Origin of the sequence: Lentibacillus persicus, from assembly GCF_900112705.1 — a bacterium.
GTDB classification, from domain to species: Bacteria; Bacillota; Bacilli; order Bacillales; family Amphibacillaceae; genus Lentibacillus; species Lentibacillus persicus.
On sequence record NZ_FOMR01000004.1, the window covers coordinates 212,897 to 231,763 of the forward strand.

Sequence of the window (18,867 nt, forward strand, 5' to 3'; positions counted from 1 at the left end):
AAAATACAAGGATTTACTCCTTAATTTACGCCTATCCTTTGTTTGAACGCTTAAATCCTCACCCATTATAGCAATTCGTTTCCAAAATAAAAACCCTTCTTTGGCAGAAGGGCTGCTCGTATTATTTTTTTGAGAAACCGAAAAATACACTCGGCAGAAAACTCAGCGCAAGAACCAGCATCCAGTCCAATATACTTAAAGCTGTCGTATGAAAAATTGGTTGGAGCGGCCCCCAGTAGACAACAATGAGCAATAATAGAACAGATGATAAGACCGCCATAACTAAATATTTATTCTCAAATGGATTGCGTGAAAAAATTGAATGGTCGCTGCGACAATCAAATACATGAATCAACTGAGCTATCACTAATGTGGTAAAAGCAATTGTCTGTGCATAAATCAGATTGTCCGGATTTCCCTGATAAGCTAATATAAACGCTATTAAAGTTGCAAAACCGATTAAGATACCGCGGCTTACAATTTTAAAACCAAGACCACGGGCGAATACACCTTCCTTAGGGTGACGCGGCCCCCTTTTCATCACATCATCTTCTGACTGGTCAAGACCAAGGGCCATCGCAGGGAGCCCATCCGTCACCAAATTAACCCACAATATTTGTACGGGAACGAGCGGCAGCGGCATTCCCATTAGCATCGCCAGCAGCATGACTAAAATTTCACCGACATTTGAGGCCAGTAAATAACGTATGAATTTCCGGATGTTTTCATAGATGTTTCGACCTTCGATAATAGCCGTTTTTATGGTAGCAAAGTTATCATCCATTAAAACAAGTGAGGACGCTTCTTTCGTCACGTCTGTTCCGCTTTCTCCCATGCTGATCCCAATATCACTTGCTTTAATGGCAGGTGCATCGTTGACACCATCCCCAGTCATCGCGACAATATGTCCCTCTTCCTGAAATGCTTGTACAATTTTTAGCTTATGTTCAGGTGTTACGCGCGCAAATACATAGACTTGATCAATAATTTCCCGCAGATCTGAAACTGACATCGTATTCAGCTGATAGCCGTTAAGCACCATTCCATTTTCAGGAAGTAAATTCAACTGAGTTGCGATTGCCCGGGCTGTTTTTTCATGGTCCCCAGTTATCATCACCGATTTTATACCGGCTTCCCGTGATTCCTCGATGGCTTCTTTCACTTCTTTTCGTGGCGGGTCAGTCATGCCGTATAGACCTATCAGTGTCAAATCTTTTTCCAGAGATGCAGGATTCATTGAATCATCTTTTGATAATGGTTTCATGCCGATTGCCAGCGTACGCAGTGCTTTATTCGCCATATTATCAACTGCTTGATCGATACCGGCTTTATCTTCTTTGTGAATCTGCTGCCTCCCCTGTTTTTTCATTATATAATTTGACCGTGGCAGGAGCACATCAGGGGCGCCCTTTGAAATCAGAAAACGCATTTTGTTTTCATCTTCAATGACAATGCTCATCCGCTTACGTTCAGAATCAAATGGCAATTCTTTAATGATCCGATAATTGTCGCTCAATTGGTTCGTCAGTCCAATTTTTCGTGCGGCAATGAGCAGAGAACCTTCAGTTGGATCGCCATCAACGAAGTATTTTCCTTTTCTCACCATAAGGGCAGCTTTGTTACATAACATGCCATATAAAAACATCGATTCAAGATTGGGATAATCTCTGTCAACTTCAGTTTCATTTAAAAAAACGCTGCCGTTCGCCTCATATCCATCGCCGGAAACTTGTAATATCTCCCCATTTAAATAAACCTCTTTTACGGTCATTTTATTTTCTGTCATGGTCCCTGTCTTATCTGAGCAAATGACTGAAGCGCAGCCTAATGTCTCAACTGCTGACAATTTTCGAACAAGCGCTTTTTTCCTGATCATCCGTTGAACACCCAGCGAGAGTGCAACAGTTACGATAGCGGGAAGGCCTTCAGGAATTGCAGCGACTGCAAGTGATACGCCAGCAAGGAACATATTATAGACGGGATGACCCTGGTAAACCCCTGCCAATACGACCAGAGCTGTTAATAATAATGCTACAGCAATTAATACTTTGCCAAGTTCCGCCAATTTATGTTCAAGCGGTGTGGTTGTTTTCTCTGTTTTCACCATCAGCGAAGCAATTTGCCCCATTACAGTGTTCATCCCCGTGCCAACTGCGATACCTGTTGCAGAACCTCGTGTAACTAATGTGCTCATAAAGCCCATGTTCGCTTGATCCTGGGCTTCAAGTGCATCAGCAGATAGTCGTGTGGCGTGCTTTAATACCGGAAGAGATTCTCCTGTCAGTGCTGACTCTTCTGTTTCCAGGCTATTTGATTTAACAATCCGCATATCTGCCGGGATGCGATCACCACTGTTTATTCTGACAACATCCCCTACAACTACTTCCCGGGAAGGAATTTTTACCCATTCGCCCTCTCTTAAAACAGTAGCGGTCGGCGCTGACATTTCCTTTAATTTTGCCAGTGAGTTTTCAGCTTTTTGCTCTTGAAAATAACCAAGAAAACCATTTACTAGCACAATAATCATTATCGCAACAGCATCAATATATTCTCCAAGCAAACCTGCTATCAATGTCGCGGCAAGCAAAACCAGAACCATGAAATCCTGAAATTGCTTCAAAAACACGAGCCATCTGGAGGTTTTTGGAGCCGATTCCAGCTGGTTCGTTCCATATTGTTTGCGGCGCTGCTCCACTTGCTTAGCTGTTAACCCTTGTTTTGATGAGACATGTAATTTTTGTTCGACGACATCTGTATCCATCTGATACCATTTCATCCAGCATTCCCTCCAGATTCATCTTGAAAAGCAATAATACGCAGTAATTGACTTCGCACAGAACTTCCTCTTATACACCAATACCTATGCAGACCTGTCCTAAAAAATGCTATAATGACGTTAAACATGAATAATGCTTTTTTACTGTATTGCAGAATTGAATAATCGGAGATGTGCCGCTTTTTAGAGGAGAAGTGATTATATGCCATTTGACGGAATTGTGACCCGGGCGGTCATACAGGAGCTTAATGAAAAAATTACCCCGGGTAAGATTGCAAAAATTCACCAGCCGACAGACACGGAACTGGTTTTTACAATACGAAGCCACGGACACAACCATTCGCTTCTGTTATCAATACATCCTGTGTACGCACGGATGCATCTAACAGACGACAACTATAAAAATCCAAAGCAACCACCGATGTTTTGTATGCTTCTTAGAAAACACCTGTCAGGCGCTGTCATTGATTCAATCGAACAGTATGGCATGGAAAGAATCGTTACGTTTTCAGTCCAATCCCGTAATGAAATCGGGGATATCACAACTAAAAAGCTAATTATTGAATTGATGGGCAAACATAGTAATGTGATGCTGATCGACGGGGAAAAAGAACATATCCTGGATAGTCTGAAACACGTTTCTCCAGCACAAAATCGCTATCGGACCGTGTTGCCGGGGCATGTTTATAAACTTCCGCCAAGCCAGAACAAACGTAATCCGCTTGAAATTGACAGTAATGCATTTATACAGAAGCTGGACTTTAACACCGGCAAATTGGCCCAGCAAATTGTTAATATACTGGTAGGGTTCTCACCTTTTCTCGCTAAAGAGATCGTTTACCGGTCTAAGTTAGGTTCAATTGAAACGTACCAGGAAAAGTTTTCTGAATTACAGACACTGTTGAAAGAGCGTCGTTTTTCCCCGAGTATTTATCGAAATGGCAGAGAAGATTTTCATGTACTTCCGATCACCCACACAGGCGGACGAACGGAAGTATTTACGGCAACAAATCAAATGCTTGATGCCTTTTATTCAGGGAAAGCCGAACGCGACCGGATCAAACAGCAAGCCAAGGACCTCTATCAATTTATTAAAAACGAAAAAGAAAAAAATGAACGCAAGCTGAAGAAACATGACAAAACACTTCAAAAGGCAAAGAACGCGGTAAAATACCAGCGGCTCGGTGAACTCTTAACAGCTAATATTCATCAGGTAAACCACGGTGACGACACTGCGACGGTAATTGATTATTATGATCCCGGGCAAAATGAAATTACGATTGAACTGAACCCGAATAAAAGCCCAAGCGAAAATGCACAGGCTTTCTTTAAAACGTATCAAAAGCTAAAAACATCCAATGAAAAAGTTCAACAGGAAATTAAGAAAACGAACCGTGAGGTTAACTATCTTGAACAATTGCTGCAGCAAATTGATACAGCACGGGAGTCTGATATTGAGGAAATTCGCGAGGAATTAAGAGAGCAAGGCTATCTTAAAAAACAAAAACAAGGCAAAAATAAAAAGAAGCCGACAAAGCCGCAACCTGAAAAATTTCTGTCTTCAGACGGCACCCCAATCCTGGTAGGCAAAAATAATAAGCAAAACGAATATGTCACGATGAAGCTCGCAAATCGTGATGATGTCTGGCTCCATACGAAGGACATTCCAGGTTCACATGTTATAATCCGAGCGCAAAATCCCAGCGAGGAGACCTTGGTTGAAGCAGCACAATTAGCTGCGTTATTCAGCAAATCGCATCAATCTTCATCGGTTCCGGTGGATTACACCACAATCAGGCACGTTAAAAAGCCTAATGGTGCAAAACCCGGTTTTGTCACTTACGATAACCAAAAAACATTATTTGTGACACCTGAAAAAGATTTAACTGAAAAATTAAAAGACGGATGATCAAATTGCAGATCATCCGTCTTTTTTCGCTCAGAGGGGAAAACGTTCACGGTCTATATACGGTTGCTATCCAATTTACTGCCAATTGTTACATTAGCTGGGTTCATCTGATGGCTTAGCATTAAGATTCACTTCTATATTGCCGCGTGTGGCCTTGGAATAGGGGCACACCTGGTGAGCAGACTGGACAATTTCTTCGGCTTCTTCCGGATTGAGACCGTCAATTTTGACGTTCAACGTCACGCCAATTTTAAATCCGTCATCTTCCGGATCCTTTATAAGACTTACCTCAGCTGTTGTTTCCGAATCAATTTTTTTATTTTGTTGTGATGCCACAAGGTTTACCGCACTATCAAAACATCCTGAGTATGCCGCAGCAAACAATTGCTCCGGATTGGAACCTTTATCATCGTTATTTTCCGCCGGATTAACCAGTTCTAAATCAATTATGCCGTCAGACGACTTAACATGGCCGTCACGGCCGTTTTTCGCGGTTGCTTTAGATGTGAAAATAACTTCACTCATGTGTAATCACTCCTTAATTAACGGTACAGACATGTTCCTTTCTTTAAAGAATGTTAAACATTTAAAGAAATTCTCTACTCAGAAGTGAGGATAAAAATTGGTCAACTTGCGGTAACTTGCGCACACCTTCCTGATAACACACCCATGTATCGCGGGTAACAGGCTTTCCGTCCAGCTGAAGCGCTATGTGCGGGTAATCGTCCATCAAGCCATGCGAAACACTTTTTGGGAGAACAGCCATACCGAGTCCCTGCTGCATAAATTGTTTGCACGTCTCAATCTGGTCAACATGCAACATTTTTATCGGCTGAATCGCTTCCTGGTGGTGGTAAAGCCAATTATCCACCAACTCGTGCATACTATCATCACTCTTGAACGAAATTAATGGTCGTTCCTTCAATTGATTTTCAGGAAATGGCTCTGTATCAAACATATATAGCGGATCCTCAAACAATAATTCACTTACTGTTTCTTTCAATCTCTCACCGCGTATGATACATACATGATAATTTTTATGCTCGCGCTTAATATCTTCACTGATACCCGTCACAAGATCTATTGCTACTTTTGGATAGGCACTTGTATAATCACCGAGTATTAAAGGCAAAAATCGCTGACTCACCAGAGATGAACACGCTATCGATAAAGATCCTTGGACTTCTCCACTGGATTGGGCAAGCGTATTTTTAATCGTCTTTTCTTTCTTAATAACGTTGCTCGCATGATCCAGGATCAGCTCCCCTGCAGGAGTGAGCACCAAACTTTTTGATGTCCGGATAAATATTGGATGGCCGAAATATTCTTCAATATATTTCAGACGCTGGGTTACAGCAGGCTGCGAAATTAAGATCGCTTTGGCCGTACCGCGAATTGTTCCGACTTCCTTTAATTTCAAAAGTAATTCATAGTCCTCTATTTTCATAAGTCAATACCTCATTTTGATAAGTGATGGTTATTTAATTTTATTATAAGGGTATTTTTAACTTATTGCATCTAATGTAATCATGCGGTCCAATTTTACGGTGCATCCCTAAAGTATGATATGTTAAACATTATGACGCCATTCTGCCAAATCTTTTTGCACCTCTCTGCTGATCATTCCATCATCGGCTAACAATGCCAGAACTTCGTTATAATCAGTAATTGTCCGGTACGCTAATTGTGCTTCACAAAACCGCTGTTCAGCTACTCTAAGACCATATGTAAAAATAGCTAGCACGCCAAGTACATTTGCATCCTCCTGTTTTAACACATTAGCAGCTTCAATCGAAGAACCGCCAGTTGATATCAAATCTTCAATAACCACCACTTTTTGACCTGCTTCAACCCTGCCTTCAATCTGGTTTTCTTTCCCGTGGCCTTTTGGCTTCGATCGCACATAGACCAGTGGCAAATTAAGTTTTCCAGCCAGCCAGGCAGCATGCGGAATACCCGCCGTTGCACACCCGGCAATAACATCAGGCATCCACCCCAGCTGTTCAATTTGCTCAATAAACGCGTCTGCAATTTTAGTACGCACACCTGGGTCCGACATCGTCAGCCGATTGTCACAGTAAATAGGTGATTTAATCCCGGAAGTCCAGGTGAAATAATCAGCAGGGCTGATTTGCACAGCCTTTATATCAAGCAGTTCTTTAGCTATGTCACGACTTTTCCCCATGCGACCACTCCTTTTTTACTTCTTCATATGCAATTTTTGGATTCTGAGCATTCGTAACAGTCCGCCCAACAACCAGAATATCTGATCCGTTCTTTCGGGCAACGGCGGGGGTGGCGATTCTTTTTTGATCATCGCCTGCAGCGTTTAATAAACGAATGCCGGGTGTAACTGTCAAGAATGATGGACCGCAAACTTTTTTGATTGCTCCGGCTTCATGAACAGCACAGACAACACCATCAGCCCCACTTTCATAGGCGAGGTTCGATAAGTGAACGGTATTATTTTGTATACTCCCCTGTAAACCCAGTTCATTGTTCATAACGTGATTCTCCATGGAAGTCAGAATGGTTACAGCAATCAATTTAGGATTATGCCCAGCTGCTGAACCAGCCGCTAACCCCTCACGAGCTGCCTTTATCATATCACTGCCGCCAAGCGCGTGGACATTAACCATATCAACGCCGAGCACGGCAAGATTTTTCATAGCTCTTTTAACAGTTGTCTGAATGTCATGAAGTTTAAGGTCAAGAAAAATTTCATGATTGTTACGCTTCAACCAATCTATTAATGGCAGGCCTTCGCGGTAAAATAATTCCATACCTACTTTGACAGGCACACCCTGTAATTCATTCTGTTCAATAAAATCCTTTGCTTGCTCCAACACCGGAAAATCCAGTGCCAGAAATACGCTTCCCTTCATTAATCATGCCCCTTCCCGACAGCATCCTTAACCGAAGCAAATCCGTATTGCTGCAAAATGTCCGGCAAGTTTTCAATAATTTCAGGACACGCATACGGATTATGAAAGTTGGCGGTGCCGACTGCAACAGCACTGGCTCCTGCAAGTAAAAATTCCAATACATCTTCAGCGTTTGAAATGCCCCCCATTCCGATAATAGGAATGGAAACATGCTGCTTCACTTCATAAATCATTCGGATGGCAATCGGTTTAATGGCGTTTCCCGACAGCCCGCCCGTATTATTGGCCAGTACAGGGCGCATCGTTGTCAGATTAAGTTGCATTCCGGTTATCGTATTTATCATTGACAAGCCGTCAGCGCCTGCTGCTTCCACCGCCTTTGCCATCTCGACAATATTAGATGTATTGGGTGAGAGCTTGACATAGACCGGGAGTCTGCTGGCCGCTTTAACCTTTTTGGTTACTTCAGCCGCCATGCGTGGATCGGTTCCGAATTGGATGCCCCCTTCTTTCACGTTCGGGCACGAAATATTCAATTCCAATGCTTTCACTGATAGTACGTTGTTGAAGGCAGAAGCTACCGCGTCATACTCTTCAACTGTACTTCCAGCTATATTGGCAATAACCGGTACATCTTGTTCCTCAAGGAAAGGCACCTCATTTGCTATGATCGCATCTACGCCTGGATTTTGGAGTCCAATGGCATTCAGCATGCCTGACGGTGTTTCAGCGACCCGGGGTGTCTGATTTCCATAGCGTTCACCGCCTGTCGCGGCTTTCATGATGACTGCTCCAAGCTTATTCAGAGCATAAAATTCACTGTATTCCCGACCAAACCCAAAACATCCTGAAGCAGGCATGACAGGATTATTCAAATTTAAACCGGGCAACTCAACAGATAGACATGTCATAATACCACCTCACCTGCTGCAAAAACCGGGCCGTCAGAGCATATCTTCCGGTAGCCACCTGCATTATCTGTTTGAATGACACAGGCAAAGCAAGCACCAATACCGCATCCCAAACGTTCTTCAAGTGAAATAGACCCCGGCCGGTAAGTCAGCTCATTCGTTACTGCACGAAGCATTGGAATCGGCCCGCAGGAATAATAATGATCAAAATGTCCTGCGAAGTCCAGCCCGTCCGTCACAAAGCCCTTATGCCCGTAACTGCCGTCATCGGTTACGACATATGTGCCTCCAAGCATTTTAAACTTTTCTTCGTAAAAAACATGTTGCTTTGTCTGAAAGCCGAGCACAGCTTTGACATTAATGCCGTTTTGCAGGAGTTCTCTCCCCAAACAATATAAAGGTGGGATGCCGATGCCGCCGCCAATCAAGAGTGCAGTTCTGATTGATGAATCATATGAGAACCCGTTACCCGCCGGTCCGATGGCATTTACTGTTGAACCGGGCTGCAAGGATGCTAAGCGTCTGGTCCCTTCACCTGTCTTTTTAAATAAAATGGTCACCGTCTCATTATTGCGATCGATATCTGTGATGGAAATCGGTCTGCGGAGAGAATGACCATCCACCAGCAGATGCAAAAATTGACCAGGCGCAGCCTCTTTGGTGATAAAGGCATCCGCTAATGTCATTTCAACCGTTTCCAAAGCAATTTCATGCACTGATTTCACCAGCATATCGGTACACTTTTTCATATTAAAACCGCCTGTTTATCGATCATCGGCTGTGCATTGTACGTAGCTGTAAGCAGACGCTTAAGCATATGATGATGCCTCCTTATACGTTTTTAAAAATAAATATCAATTAGTAGTTATGGCATTATCTTCATTGGTGTTCTGATAAACCACTTTTCCTTCCGAAAGTGTTAACACAGGAATACCTTCCACTTCCCAACCGTGAAAAGGTGTGTTTCTCCCTTTTGATAAAAACGTCGCTTTATCAACACGGGCACTTTTATTCAAATCTACAACCGTCAAGTCTGCTACGGCACCTTCGTGCAACACGCCATAAGGCAATTGAAAAGCGTTGGCCGGTTTTACAGTTATCCAATCGATTAATTCTTTCAAAGTCGCCTTATTCGTTTTGACCAAATATGTATATAACAATGGAAATGCAGTCTCCAGTCCAACAATGCCAAACGGTGCCTGCCCAAAACCTGCTGCTTTTTCTTCTGCTGCATGTGGTGCATGATCTGTTGCGATAAAATCGATTGTACCGTCCAGAAGACCATCGATTAACGCCTGCTGGTCTGCTTTACTGCGCAACGGCGGGTTCATTTTAAAATCAGCATTATCGTCCCGGACTGCTTCTTCATACAACAATAAGTGATGAGGTGTTACTTCGGCCGTTACATGAATGCCTGCTTTTTTTGCATTACGGATAATTCTTACGGACTCTTTTGTACTTACATGACAGACGTGATAGTGACAACCGGCCGCTTCAGCCAGCAGCACATCCCGTGCAATCTGTACCGATTCACTGATAGAAGGGATTCCGGGCAGTCCAAGCCGCTCACTCACCTCGCCATTATGGAGAACGCCCTCATACACAAGTGAATTATCTTCGCAATGTGCCACTACCGGCTTATTTTGAGCCGCTGCTTTCTGCATCGCCCGGAACATGAGATCAGCCGTCTGAATGCCCACGCCGTCATCGGTAAAAGCAAATATACCATCGTCAACAAGGCGCGAAATATCAGTTAGCTCGTTACCTTTTAAACCTTTTGTAATTGACGCATATGGCAGGACACGCACACATGCATCTGCATCAATTTTGTTTTTCAATTCTTGGAGTGCCTCAGTATTATCCGGTACAGGATTTGTATTTGGCATGGCACATATCGTTGTAAACCCGCCCCGTGCAGCCGATTCTGATCCCGTTTTAATCGTCTCTTTATGTTCTCCACCCGGTTCACGCAAATGAACGTGAACATCGATAAAACCCGGAAACACCATATAATTTTTACAATCGATTCGCTGATCAGCATCTTCGTTTATTTCGGCCGCTATTTTACTGATTGTTCCTTTATCGATTAAAATGTCACAATCCTTCGTTTGAGTGTCATGTAGCAATCGTCTGGCGTTCTTTAGTAAAATTTTCATAAACAGCATCCTTTCCGTTTAACAAGCTTAATAAAATAGCCATTCGTGCATACACCCCATTTTCCATTTGCCGGAAAATCCGTGATCGTTTGCACTCTACAAGCCTTGTATCAATTTCCACTCCCCGGTTAACAGGTGCCGGGTGCAACACGATGGCATGATCCTGCATTTTTCGTTCACGTTCCATTGTAAGGCCGTAATCATGAAGGTATGATTTCGTTTGATACGTTGACTTATGACGTTCATGCTGAACCCTTAGCATCATCAGCACATCACACATTTCGACAGCTTCATCCATCGATATATATGGCACATCAAATGAATAATCTTCAAATCCGGGGGTTGCCGCAAAAAAAACGTTTGCTCCAAGGGTAAGCAAAGCATAGGCATTGGAACGAGCCACTCGGCTATGCTTGATGTCACCTGCTATGACGACGGTCAAATCATTAAACGAACCAAACTCCTGATAGATTGTTAATAGATCGAGAATGGCTTGGGTCGGATGCTCCCCTTTACCTGCGCCTGCGTTGATGATCGGGATCGAAATTCCGGCCAATTCGTCATACCAATGGTCAGAAGCATGCCGTACTACTAACAGGTCAGCACCAATCGCTTCATAGGTCCGTGCGGTATCATAAAGTGATTCACCTTTAGCCACGCTCGAACTCTCCATATGGAAATCCAGTGCATCCATTCCTAATTTTCTCTCGGCAACTTGAAAACTTGTTTTTGTTCGTGTACTTGGTTCAAAAAACAGATTGGCAGCAAACCAACCATGTTGTATCGTTCGCGTTTGTTTAGTTTGCAAAGCCTGCGCTGTCTCTAGAATACGATAAATTGAAGCAAAAGAAAGTTCACGCGTTGATATGAAATGATGCATCGTTTATCATCCTCCTTAAATTCAGCTATCGATCTAAGCTACGTCACTGCGTTTCTTGCTTTTCTGAACCTCACTGTCTTCAAACATCGCTCCATTGCCATAACCGCTTTCCTTGCCGGGCAGGACAAGATTTAACAACACGCCGATGATAGCCGATAATGCCATCCCTGCAATTTGCAAGTTGTCGGTAACCTGAATAAAAGCGCCCCCAACACCAATCACGAGAATGACAGATGATATAACAAGGTTTCGTTTATCACTTAAGTCGATTTGGTTATCAATTAACATGCGCAGCCCGTTAGAAGCAATGATACCGAACAGCAGAATTGATACGCCGCCCATAACTGCAGATGGAATCGAGCTTATCGCAGCTGTGATAACACCGACAAAACCGAAACAGATTGCTATGATAGCGGCACCCCCGATTACAAACACGCTGAATACTCGGGTAATCGAAAGTACACCGATGTTTTCCCCGTAGGTAGTATTCGGTGGCCCTCCGAGAAAAGATGCAATCATGGTTGCTGCCCCGTCGCCGAGAATTGACCGATGCAGTCCTGGCTGTTTAAGGAAGTTTCGTCCGACGACTTTTGATAAAACCATTTGGTCACCGATATGTTCAGCAATCGTGACAAGCGCAACAGGCACCATTAACAAGACGATTTCACCGCTTAAAATTTCAACCGGCGAGTAGTGAACAAATGGTACAACAAAGTCAGGTGATTTAAAGATTGCGGTAAAAAATTCACCAACCGAACCAGCTGAAATGATTGAAGCCCATTCTGCTTTTATTCCTGATGTATCCACCACTCCTTGGAAAAGAGCAAACACATAGCCTGAAACGATACCGATCAAGATGGGGATCAAGCTAAATAATCCTTTGAAGAAGATCGATGCGATAACCGTCACCGCCAATGTGAATAACGCAACACTGAAGTGTGTGCCACTGTAAACATCTTCATCAAGACCAGGCACATACATGGCCATGTCGATTGCTGTTGAAGCAAGACCAAGCCCGATAACCATAATTACAGGACCGACCACGATCGGAGGTAAGATACGCATGAGCCAATTCAGACCTAAAAATCGGATTAGCAAAGCAACAACACCATACACAACCCCGGCCAAAAATGTACCTACCATCGCTCCGGCGGGTCCCCCAGCCGAACTGGCTCCGATAATCGGCGCAATAAATGCGAAACTTGAACCTAGATAAGCAGGAATTTTACCTTTTGTAATCAATAGATAAGACAGTGTTCCAAGACCACTGGAGATCAATGCGACAGCAGGTGATAATCCGGTCAGAAACGGGACTAAAATTGTAGCACCAAACATTGCAAATAAATGCTGCAAGCTTAGTACAATCCATTTTTGCAGCTTCGGTTTTTCTTGTACGTCCAATACCATTTCGTGTTTATCCATTTCGATCTGCCTCCAATTTTTTTATTAGTGCACCATAACCATAAAAAAACCTCTTTGCGAAAAGCCGCAAAGAGGTACACGTGTCTCTTGCCATACAAAACACGAATTCCTAAAGCGACCTTTCAAACCTCTCCGGATTTAATTAAAGGTCCGTTTATTCATTTTTCATATAAGCTTACTTCTTCTTCGTCATCTGACTCCTGCAAATGAACAACAACAATTTCCTCTTCAGACGTCGGAATGTTCTTGCCAACATAATCCGCTCGTATCGGCAGTTCCCGGTGGCCTCTATCAACAAGGACACCCAGCTGAATCTGGGATGGTCTGCCAATATCCATGACAGCATCCATTGCTGCGCGTACTGTTCTGCCTGTGTAGAGCACATCATCAATCAAAACAACCTTCTTTTTCTTCAAGTCGACATTGATAGATGACCCCTTTATTTCTGGATCTTCATCAGTTGTAACCTTTTCCAGATCATCGCGATATAAGGTGATATCCAATTCGCCAGTTGGTATTGAGATGCCTTCTATCTGACTGATTTTTTCCTGTAGGCGTTTGGTCAGTGGAATGCCTCTTGTTTTGATGCCTATGAGAACAAGATCCTCACCACCTTTGTTTTTTTCGACGATTTCATGAGCTATCCTTGTTATTGCTCGTCCCATTGCTGCATCATCCAGCAGAACCGTTTTTTTCTTCACCTTATCACCCCTGATAGTAAAAAATCCCTTTTGCCACAGAGGGAAAAAGGAATTTGAACATACGACAATCATATTAATCGTCATTCCGTTACCTTCTTAGCCTCTCTGGACTATTTTAAAGGATCTCTATTCATTTCAGTTAATTATGTCAGATTTTCAATCAGCTGTCAATTCATTTTTCAAGTTGTGCCAGGAGATTTTTAAAATAAGAGGGTGGTTCAACTTCAAATTGCATTGTTTCATTTGTTGCGGGATGCCTAAAAGCAATTGATTTCGCGTGTAATGCCTGCCCGCCAATATCCAATGTTTTCCGTCTGCCGTATTTTGGATCGCCTGCGATCGGAAACGCAATATACTTCATGTGAACGCGAATCTGATGCGTTCGGCCCGTTTCCAGCTTACATTCCACATGCGTAAATTCAGCAAAACGTTTTAAAACCCGGAAATGAGTGACAGCAGGTTTACCATTGTCGGTGACTCCCATTTTCTTCCGGTCGTTTGGATCTCTGCCAATCGGTGCATCAATCAGACCTGTTTCATGTTCAATAACACCGTGGACGATCGTCTCATAGCGCCGCTCGATGGACTTTTCGGACAATTGACCAGCAAGAACCGTATGGGCTTTATCATTTTTGGCAACTACCAGCAGCCCGCTTGTATCTTTATCAATTCGGTGAACAATGCCAGGCCGATGGTCGCCATTAATTTGGGACAAACTTTCGCAGTGATAAAGCAAAGCGTTCACGAGAGTACCATGCTGATGACCTGCAGATGGATGAACAACCATTCCTCTTGGCTTGTTAACAACTAAAAGATCTTCATCCTCATAAACAATTGAAAGTGGAATATTCTCCGCTTCTATTCTTAATGCGGACTGTTCAGGCTTTTTCCATTTGATGTCATCACCTTTTTGACATTTATAATTTGCTTTTACTTGTTTACCATTCACATAGACATATGAATCAGCAATCCACGTTTGAATCTCAGAACGTGAAACATCGGCGACCTTCAGAGCCAGCAATTTATCGATGCGCATATTTTGCTCAATTTCGGTTACTTTGTGCTGTTGAGTCATGTTTAAGCTTTTCCTTTCTTTCATCGATGATGGTTATAATGATCACTAAAATAACCCCTATGGATAAGGCTGAATCGGCTATATTGAATATGGGAAAGTCATATCCAAAAATAACAAAATCAAAAAAATCAACCACTTCTTTCCTGAACAGTCTGTCTATAAAATTCCCTATTGCCCCGCCAAGTATAAGGCTCAGAGCTATTGCCAGCAATTGGTTGTCACGCGCGTATTTTTGCATGTAATACACGAGACCAGCAACGACAATTATCGTAATAATATAAAAAAATCCCATTTGCCCTTGCAGTATGCCCCAGGCTGCTCCGCTGTTACGATGTGATGTTAACGCGAAAAAATTCCCTATAATTGTTATTTGTTGACCAATTTCCATTGTACTGGCAATAAGCCATTTGGACAGCTGGTCAATTGCAATCACTACAATTGCTAATATGTAATATAAAAACATACCATTTCCTCCGTTTATCTTAACCCTTATTGCTACAGAAAAAGTGTCTATTTTCACAATTGATGTAAACTGCGACACAGTGAAAATTAATTAGCCTCTCGAGCGACGCAGCTGGAATATACTCGCTTTCCGTGGGCTCACCACGAGCCTCCTCGCTCGCAAAGACCGCTCACTGTGGGGTCTCTTTGCTCCGACGCACAGGACGTGCTAGTGCAGGCGTTGCGACAGGACGTCGCGAACTTAGCCTGCCTGTCCCACAGGAGTCTCGCATATTCCAGCTGCTGGTGTGAGTGTGTTAATCTCATATCTGATTAACTCTGTAAAACTTCAATTAGCAATTGTCAGCGAAGGAAATACACGCCGACTCCAGCGGGAGCATAGGCATAGGTGAGACCCCGCAGGGCGTAGCCCGAGGAGGCTCACCAGCCGCCCGCGGAAAGCGGCGTGTATTTCCGGAGCGGTGGACTACAACCCACCCAAATTGAAAGTTAGTTCGCAGTTTATGGGTTTTGTGTCATGACAAAATGAGAAACACTCTATTCCACATTTTAAAGGGTGTGGTGATAGTTTACCACAAAAAGTTAAAAAGCGCCTTTTCCTAATGAAAGGACAGGCGCTTTTTATTTTATGCACTGTAATGTTCGCTCACGATGCCGGCGCAACGTGAACATAGATCCGGGTGTTCCTCATCACTGCCGACGGTTTCTGAAGCCGTCCAGCAGCGCGCACATTTCTCAGCTGGATGTTTTTGGACCTTAACATCCACATATCTGTACTCAGTTGCATCAGAGGCGTGATCAGTAACGTCTGCTTCTGAAACGATAAACAACTGGTGAATATCATTGATGCCTTCAAGCACTTCTTTCGTCTTCTCATCTTTCGGAACGACCGTTATTTTGGCTTCGAGCGACTTGCCAATAACTTTGTCTTCACGCGCTTCTTCCAATGCTTTCAATACATCATCACGCACATGCATGAAATGATCCCACTTTTCATTCAATTGATCAAAACCGGTAATGTTTCTCGGTTCTGGGATATCTGTCAGCTGCACACTTTCTTCTTCAACATGAGGGATGTACTCCCACATTTCGTCAGCTGTGTGCGGAATGATTGGTGTCAACAATTTAACCAATGTCGTTACAATTTCATAATAAGCCGTTTGGATACTCCTGCGATTATGACTATTTGCTGGTTCAATGTATAAAATATCTTTAGCGAAATCAAGATAGAATGAACTCAAGTCAATCGTGCAGAAGTTATGAATACGCGAGTAGATTGGTGAGTATTCATAGACGTCATAACTGTTTCTGACATCCTCCGTTAAGCTCTGCAAACGGTGAAGCATATAACGATCAACTTCACCCATCTCTGCTTCAGGGACCGCATCTGTTTCCGGATTGAAATCAGCAAGGTTGCCAAGCATAAACCGGATCGTGTTACGAATTTTTCGGTAAACTTCTGAAATTTGCTTCAGAATTTCCTGTGAAATACGAACGTCAGCCTGATAGTCAACCGAAGCCACCCACAAACGCAGTATATCAATACCTAGCTGCTTTTGTATTTTTAATGGGTCCATAACATTGCCAAGCGACTTGCTCATTTTGCGTCCGTTCCCATCAAGCGTGAAACCGTGGCTTACAATTGTTTCATATGGCGCTCTGCCTGTGACAGCAACCGCTGTTGAGATCGATGAGTTGAACCAGCCGCGGTACTGGTCACTTCCTTCCAGATAAACATCGGCCGGGCGTTTGTGATCTTCACGTCCCATTAAAACCGCTTCATGCGATGAGCCGGAATCGAACCAGACATCCATGATATCCGTTTCTTTCGTAAACTTACCGTTAGGGCTATGTTCAGATTCAAATCCTTCCGGCAGCAGATCTTTTGCTTCCCGTTCGAACCACACATTTGAACCATGCTCTTCAAATAGCTTGGATACATGTTCAATCGTTTCATTCGTAATAATCGGGGTTCCATCTTCGGCATAAAAAACAGGGATTGGTACACCCCATGTCCGCTGCCGCGAAATACACCAATCTTCACGGTCACGCACCATATTGTATAACCGTGTTTCGCCCCAGGCAGGATACCAATTGATTCGATTGATTTCTTCAAGGATATCATCACGAAAATCCTTAATCGATGCGAACCATTGGGACGTTGCACGGAATATCGTCGGCTTTTTCGTTCGCCAGTCATGTGGATATGAATGCGTTATAAACGACAGCTTAAGGAGTGTTCCTGTCTCATCCAACTTTTCCGTTATTGTTTTATTCGCTTTATCGTAAAACTCGCCTTCTAAACCAGGCGCTTCACTGGTAAAATACCCTTGATTATCTACTGGGGACAGCGGTTCAATACCGTATTCACGCGACATATAAAAGTCATCTTCACCGTGTCCCGGCGCTGTGTGAACACAGCCTGTACCTGCATCTGTCGTCACATGCTCGCCCAGCATCACAAGCGAATCACGATCATAAAAAGGATGCTTTGCAACAATTCTATCTGCTTCTGTGCCTTTAAATGTTTTGACAACTTCCGGGTTTTCCCATTCCAGCTCTTCTGTAATCGTCTCGACAAGCTCGTGAGCAATCACATATTTTTCACCATTCACATTCACAACTGCATATTCCAGTTCAGGGTGCAGGGCAATTCCAAGGTTGGCAGGAATCGTCCACGGCGTTGTTGTCCAGATAATGATTTTCTCATCACCTTCGAGGACATCTTTGCCGTCAGTCACATCAAATGCCACATAGATGGACGGTGAGCGTTTGTCATGATATTCGATTTCTGCTTCTGCCAGTGCCGACTCAGAGGATGGTGACCAGTACACAGGCTTAAGTCCTCTGTAAATATAGCCCTTTTTAGCCATCTCACCGAAAACTTTGATTTGAGCAGCTTCATAGTCTTTCGTCAACGTAATATAAGGGTTATCCCAATCACCGCGAATGCCAAATTTCTTAAATTGTTCGCGCTGATTATCAAGCTGCCCCATCGCGTATTCAGCACACTTTTGTCTAAATTCTGCCACACTCATTTTTTTGCGGTCGACTTTTTTCTTCTTAGTCAGTGCTGTTTCAACAGGGAGACCATGTGTATCCCAACCAGGCACATATGGTGCGTGGTATCCGCTCATTGATCTGTAGCGTGTGATGAAATCTTTCAGTATCTTATTAAGGGCATGCCCAATATGCAAATCACCATTCGCATACGGGGGGCCGTCATGCAATATGAAAAGCGGGCGTCCTTTCGTGCGTTCCTGCCCTTTTTCATAAATACGGTTTTCCTCCCATTTTTTTTGGCGCTCAGGCTCTTTATTCGGCAAATTGCCACGCATCGGAAATTTTGTCTTTGGCATCAATAAGGTCTCTTTATAATCCAATCTGTTTCCTCCTATTCATTTCAAAATGAAACTTTGCAAATATGATTGTTTATTGAAATACGGGTTTTTTTAAGGGCTTTACTGCCCGAATAAAAAAGCCTCCCCATCCCAAAAGGGACGAGAAGACTCGCGGTACCACCCTCATAAATTTAAAATCATCAATCGACTCATTTAAATCCACTCGACATTCGTAACGTGAATAAACCGTCCACTCCTACTTTAATTCAGAATGGATACTCGGGAGTGATATTCAGAATGTTTTGCTGTACCAGGCTCGCACCACCCCTGATTCGCTTAAACAGTCATC

At 43.3% G+C, this 18,867-nt stretch carries 15 protein-coding genes and 1 other annotated feature (1 of these 16 running past the window's edge); of the genes, 1 reads left to right on the top strand and 14 read right to left on the bottom strand.

Annotation, left to right across the window (positions count from 1 at the left end; translation table 11 throughout):
- Nucleotides 1-121 precede the first annotated feature (121 nt).
- Entirely contained in the window at nucleotides 122-2,776 is a 2,655-nt protein-coding gene (locus BMZ22_RS07220) for a cation-translocating P-type ATPase (RefSeq protein WP_090083665.1), read from the bottom strand.
- Between the two features lie 202 nt (nucleotides 2,777-2,978).
- Between BMZ22_RS07220 and BMZ22_RS07225 the strand changes: the two genes are divergently transcribed.
- Nucleotides 2,979-4,685: an Rqc2 family fibronectin-binding protein gene (locus BMZ22_RS07225; protein ID WP_090083667.1), complete on the top strand. Its 1,707-nt coding sequence runs from the start codon at nucleotides 2,979-2,981 to the stop codon at nucleotides 4,683-4,685.
- A 93-nt stretch (nucleotides 4,686-4,778) separates the two neighbouring features.
- On the opposite strand, the gene BMZ22_RS07230 is transcribed toward BMZ22_RS07225, so the two are convergent.
- From BMZ22_RS07230 to ileS, 13 genes are all read right to left on the bottom strand, one after another.
- Nucleotides 4,779-5,210, bottom strand: coding sequence for an organic hydroperoxide resistance protein (locus BMZ22_RS07230; protein ID WP_090083668.1), 432 nt, complete (start codon nucleotides 5,208-5,210; stop codon nucleotides 4,779-4,781).
- A 61-nt stretch (nucleotides 5,211-5,271) separates the two neighbouring features.
- Nucleotides 5,272-6,132, bottom strand: coding sequence for a LysR family transcriptional regulator (locus BMZ22_RS07235; protein WP_090083670.1), 861 nt, complete (start codon nucleotides 6,130-6,132; stop codon nucleotides 5,272-5,274).
- 123 nt (nucleotides 6,133-6,255) lie between these two features.
- The gene (gene pyrE / locus BMZ22_RS07240; RefSeq protein WP_090083671.1) at nucleotides 6,256-6,870 is read right to left on the bottom strand and encodes an orotate phosphoribosyltransferase; all 615 of its coding nucleotides are present in this window, start codon (nucleotides 6,868-6,870) and stop codon (nucleotides 6,256-6,258) included.
- Nucleotides 6,854-7,570 (bottom strand): orotidine-5'-phosphate decarboxylase, encoded by a 717-nt coding sequence (gene pyrF / locus BMZ22_RS07245; RefSeq protein ID WP_090083673.1) that lies wholly within the window; start codon nucleotides 7,568-7,570, stop codon nucleotides 6,854-6,856. The genes pyrE and pyrF overlap by 17 nt, the downstream gene beginning before the upstream one ends.
- Complete coding sequence (locus tag BMZ22_RS07250) at nucleotides 7,570-8,481, bottom strand: dihydroorotate dehydrogenase (RefSeq protein WP_090083675.1); 912 nt, start codon at nucleotides 8,479-8,481, stop codon at nucleotides 7,570-7,572. Before BMZ22_RS07250 ends, pyrF begins: the two co-directional genes overlap by 1 nt.
- The gene (locus BMZ22_RS07255; RefSeq protein ID WP_090083676.1) at nucleotides 8,478-9,230 is read right to left on the bottom strand and encodes a dihydroorotate dehydrogenase electron transfer subunit; all 753 of its coding nucleotides are present in this window, start codon (nucleotides 9,228-9,230) and stop codon (nucleotides 8,478-8,480) included. Before BMZ22_RS07255 ends, BMZ22_RS07250 begins: the two co-directional genes overlap by 4 nt.
- Before the next feature lie 105 nt (nucleotides 9,231-9,335).
- Nucleotides 9,336-10,637: a dihydroorotase gene (locus BMZ22_RS07260; protein WP_090083678.1), complete on the bottom strand. Its 1,302-nt coding sequence runs from the start codon at nucleotides 10,635-10,637 to the stop codon at nucleotides 9,336-9,338.
- Nucleotides 10,597-11,517: an aspartate carbamoyltransferase catalytic subunit gene (locus BMZ22_RS07265; protein ID WP_090083679.1), complete on the bottom strand. Its 921-nt coding sequence runs from the start codon at nucleotides 11,515-11,517 to the stop codon at nucleotides 10,597-10,599. The genes BMZ22_RS07260 and BMZ22_RS07265 overlap by 41 nt, the downstream gene beginning before the upstream one ends.
- A 33-nt stretch (nucleotides 11,518-11,550) precedes the next feature.
- Nucleotides 11,551-12,939 (bottom strand): uracil-xanthine permease family protein, encoded by a 1,389-nt coding sequence (locus BMZ22_RS07270; RefSeq protein ID WP_090083681.1) that lies wholly within the window; start codon nucleotides 12,937-12,939, stop codon nucleotides 11,551-11,553.
- A 158-nt stretch (nucleotides 12,940-13,097) separates the two neighbouring features.
- Nucleotides 13,098-13,640: a bifunctional pyr operon transcriptional regulator/uracil phosphoribosyltransferase PyrR gene (pyrR, locus tag BMZ22_RS07275; RefSeq protein ID WP_090083983.1), complete on the bottom strand. Its 543-nt coding sequence runs from the start codon at nucleotides 13,638-13,640 to the stop codon at nucleotides 13,098-13,100.
- 172 nt (nucleotides 13,641-13,812) lie between these two features.
- Nucleotides 13,813-14,715 (bottom strand): RluA family pseudouridine synthase, encoded by a 903-nt coding sequence (locus tag BMZ22_RS07280; RefSeq protein ID WP_090083682.1) that lies wholly within the window; start codon nucleotides 14,713-14,715, stop codon nucleotides 13,813-13,815.
- Nucleotides 14,684-15,178 (bottom strand): signal peptidase II, encoded by a 495-nt coding sequence (gene lspA, locus BMZ22_RS07285; protein ID WP_090083684.1) that lies wholly within the window; start codon nucleotides 15,176-15,178, stop codon nucleotides 14,684-14,686. The genes BMZ22_RS07280 and lspA overlap by 32 nt, the downstream gene beginning before the upstream one ends.
- Before the next feature lie 625 nt (nucleotides 15,179-15,803).
- Nucleotides 15,804-18,560: an isoleucine--tRNA ligase gene (gene ileS, locus BMZ22_RS07290; RefSeq protein WP_090083685.1), complete on the bottom strand. Its 2,757-nt coding sequence runs from the start codon at nucleotides 18,558-18,560 to the stop codon at nucleotides 15,804-15,806.
- A gap of 110 nt (nucleotides 18,561-18,670) precedes the next feature.
- Nucleotides 18,671-18,867 (bottom strand) — a binding site (T-box leader); it runs 30 nt beyond the window's last position.

What these genes read in the sequence shown, in the direction of transcription:
- BMZ22_RS07220 (WP_090083665.1), bottom strand. Translation starts at nt 2,776, where the DNA reads ATGAAATGGTATCAGATGGATACAGATGTCGTCGAACAAAAATTACAT.
- BMZ22_RS07225 (WP_090083667.1), top strand. Translation starts at nt 2,979, where the DNA reads ATGCCATTTGACGGAATTGTGACCCGGGCGGTCATACAGGAGCTTAAT.
- BMZ22_RS07230 (WP_090083668.1), bottom strand. Translation starts at nt 5,210, where the DNA reads ATGAGTGAAGTTATTTTCACATCTAAAGCAACCGCGAAAAACGGCCGT.
- BMZ22_RS07235 (WP_090083670.1), bottom strand. Translation starts at nt 6,132, where the DNA reads ATGAAAATAGAGGACTATGAATTACTTTTGAAATTAAAGGAAGTCGGA.
- pyrE (WP_090083671.1), bottom strand. Translation starts at nt 6,870, where the DNA reads ATGGGGAAAAGTCGTGACATAGCTAAAGAACTGCTTGATATAAAGGCT.
- pyrF (WP_090083673.1), bottom strand. Translation starts at nt 7,570, where the DNA reads ATGAAGGGAAGCGTATTTCTGGCACTGGATTTTCCGGTGTTGGAGCAA.
- BMZ22_RS07250 (WP_090083675.1), bottom strand. Translation starts at nt 8,481, where the DNA reads ATGACATGTCTATCTGTTGAGTTGCCCGGTTTAAATTTGAATAATCCT.
- BMZ22_RS07255 (WP_090083676.1), bottom strand. Translation starts at nt 9,230, where the DNA reads ATGAAAAAGTGTACCGATATGCTGGTGAAATCAGTGCATGAAATTGCT.
- BMZ22_RS07260 (WP_090083678.1), bottom strand. Translation starts at nt 10,637, where the DNA reads ATGAAAATTTTACTAAAGAACGCCAGACGATTGCTACATGACACTCAA.
- BMZ22_RS07265 (WP_090083679.1), bottom strand. Translation starts at nt 11,517, where the DNA reads ATGCATCATTTCATATCAACGCGTGAACTTTCTTTTGCTTCAATTTAT.
- BMZ22_RS07270 (WP_090083681.1), bottom strand. Translation starts at nt 12,939, where the DNA reads ATGGATAAACACGAAATGGTATTGGACGTACAAGAAAAACCGAAGCTG.
- BMZ22_RS07280 (WP_090083682.1), bottom strand. Translation starts at nt 14,715, where the DNA reads ATGACTCAACAGCACAAAGTAACCGAAATTGAGCAAAATATGCGCATC.
- lspA (WP_090083684.1), bottom strand. Translation starts at nt 15,178, where the DNA reads ATGTTTTTATATTACATATTAGCAATTGTAGTGATTGCAATTGACCAG.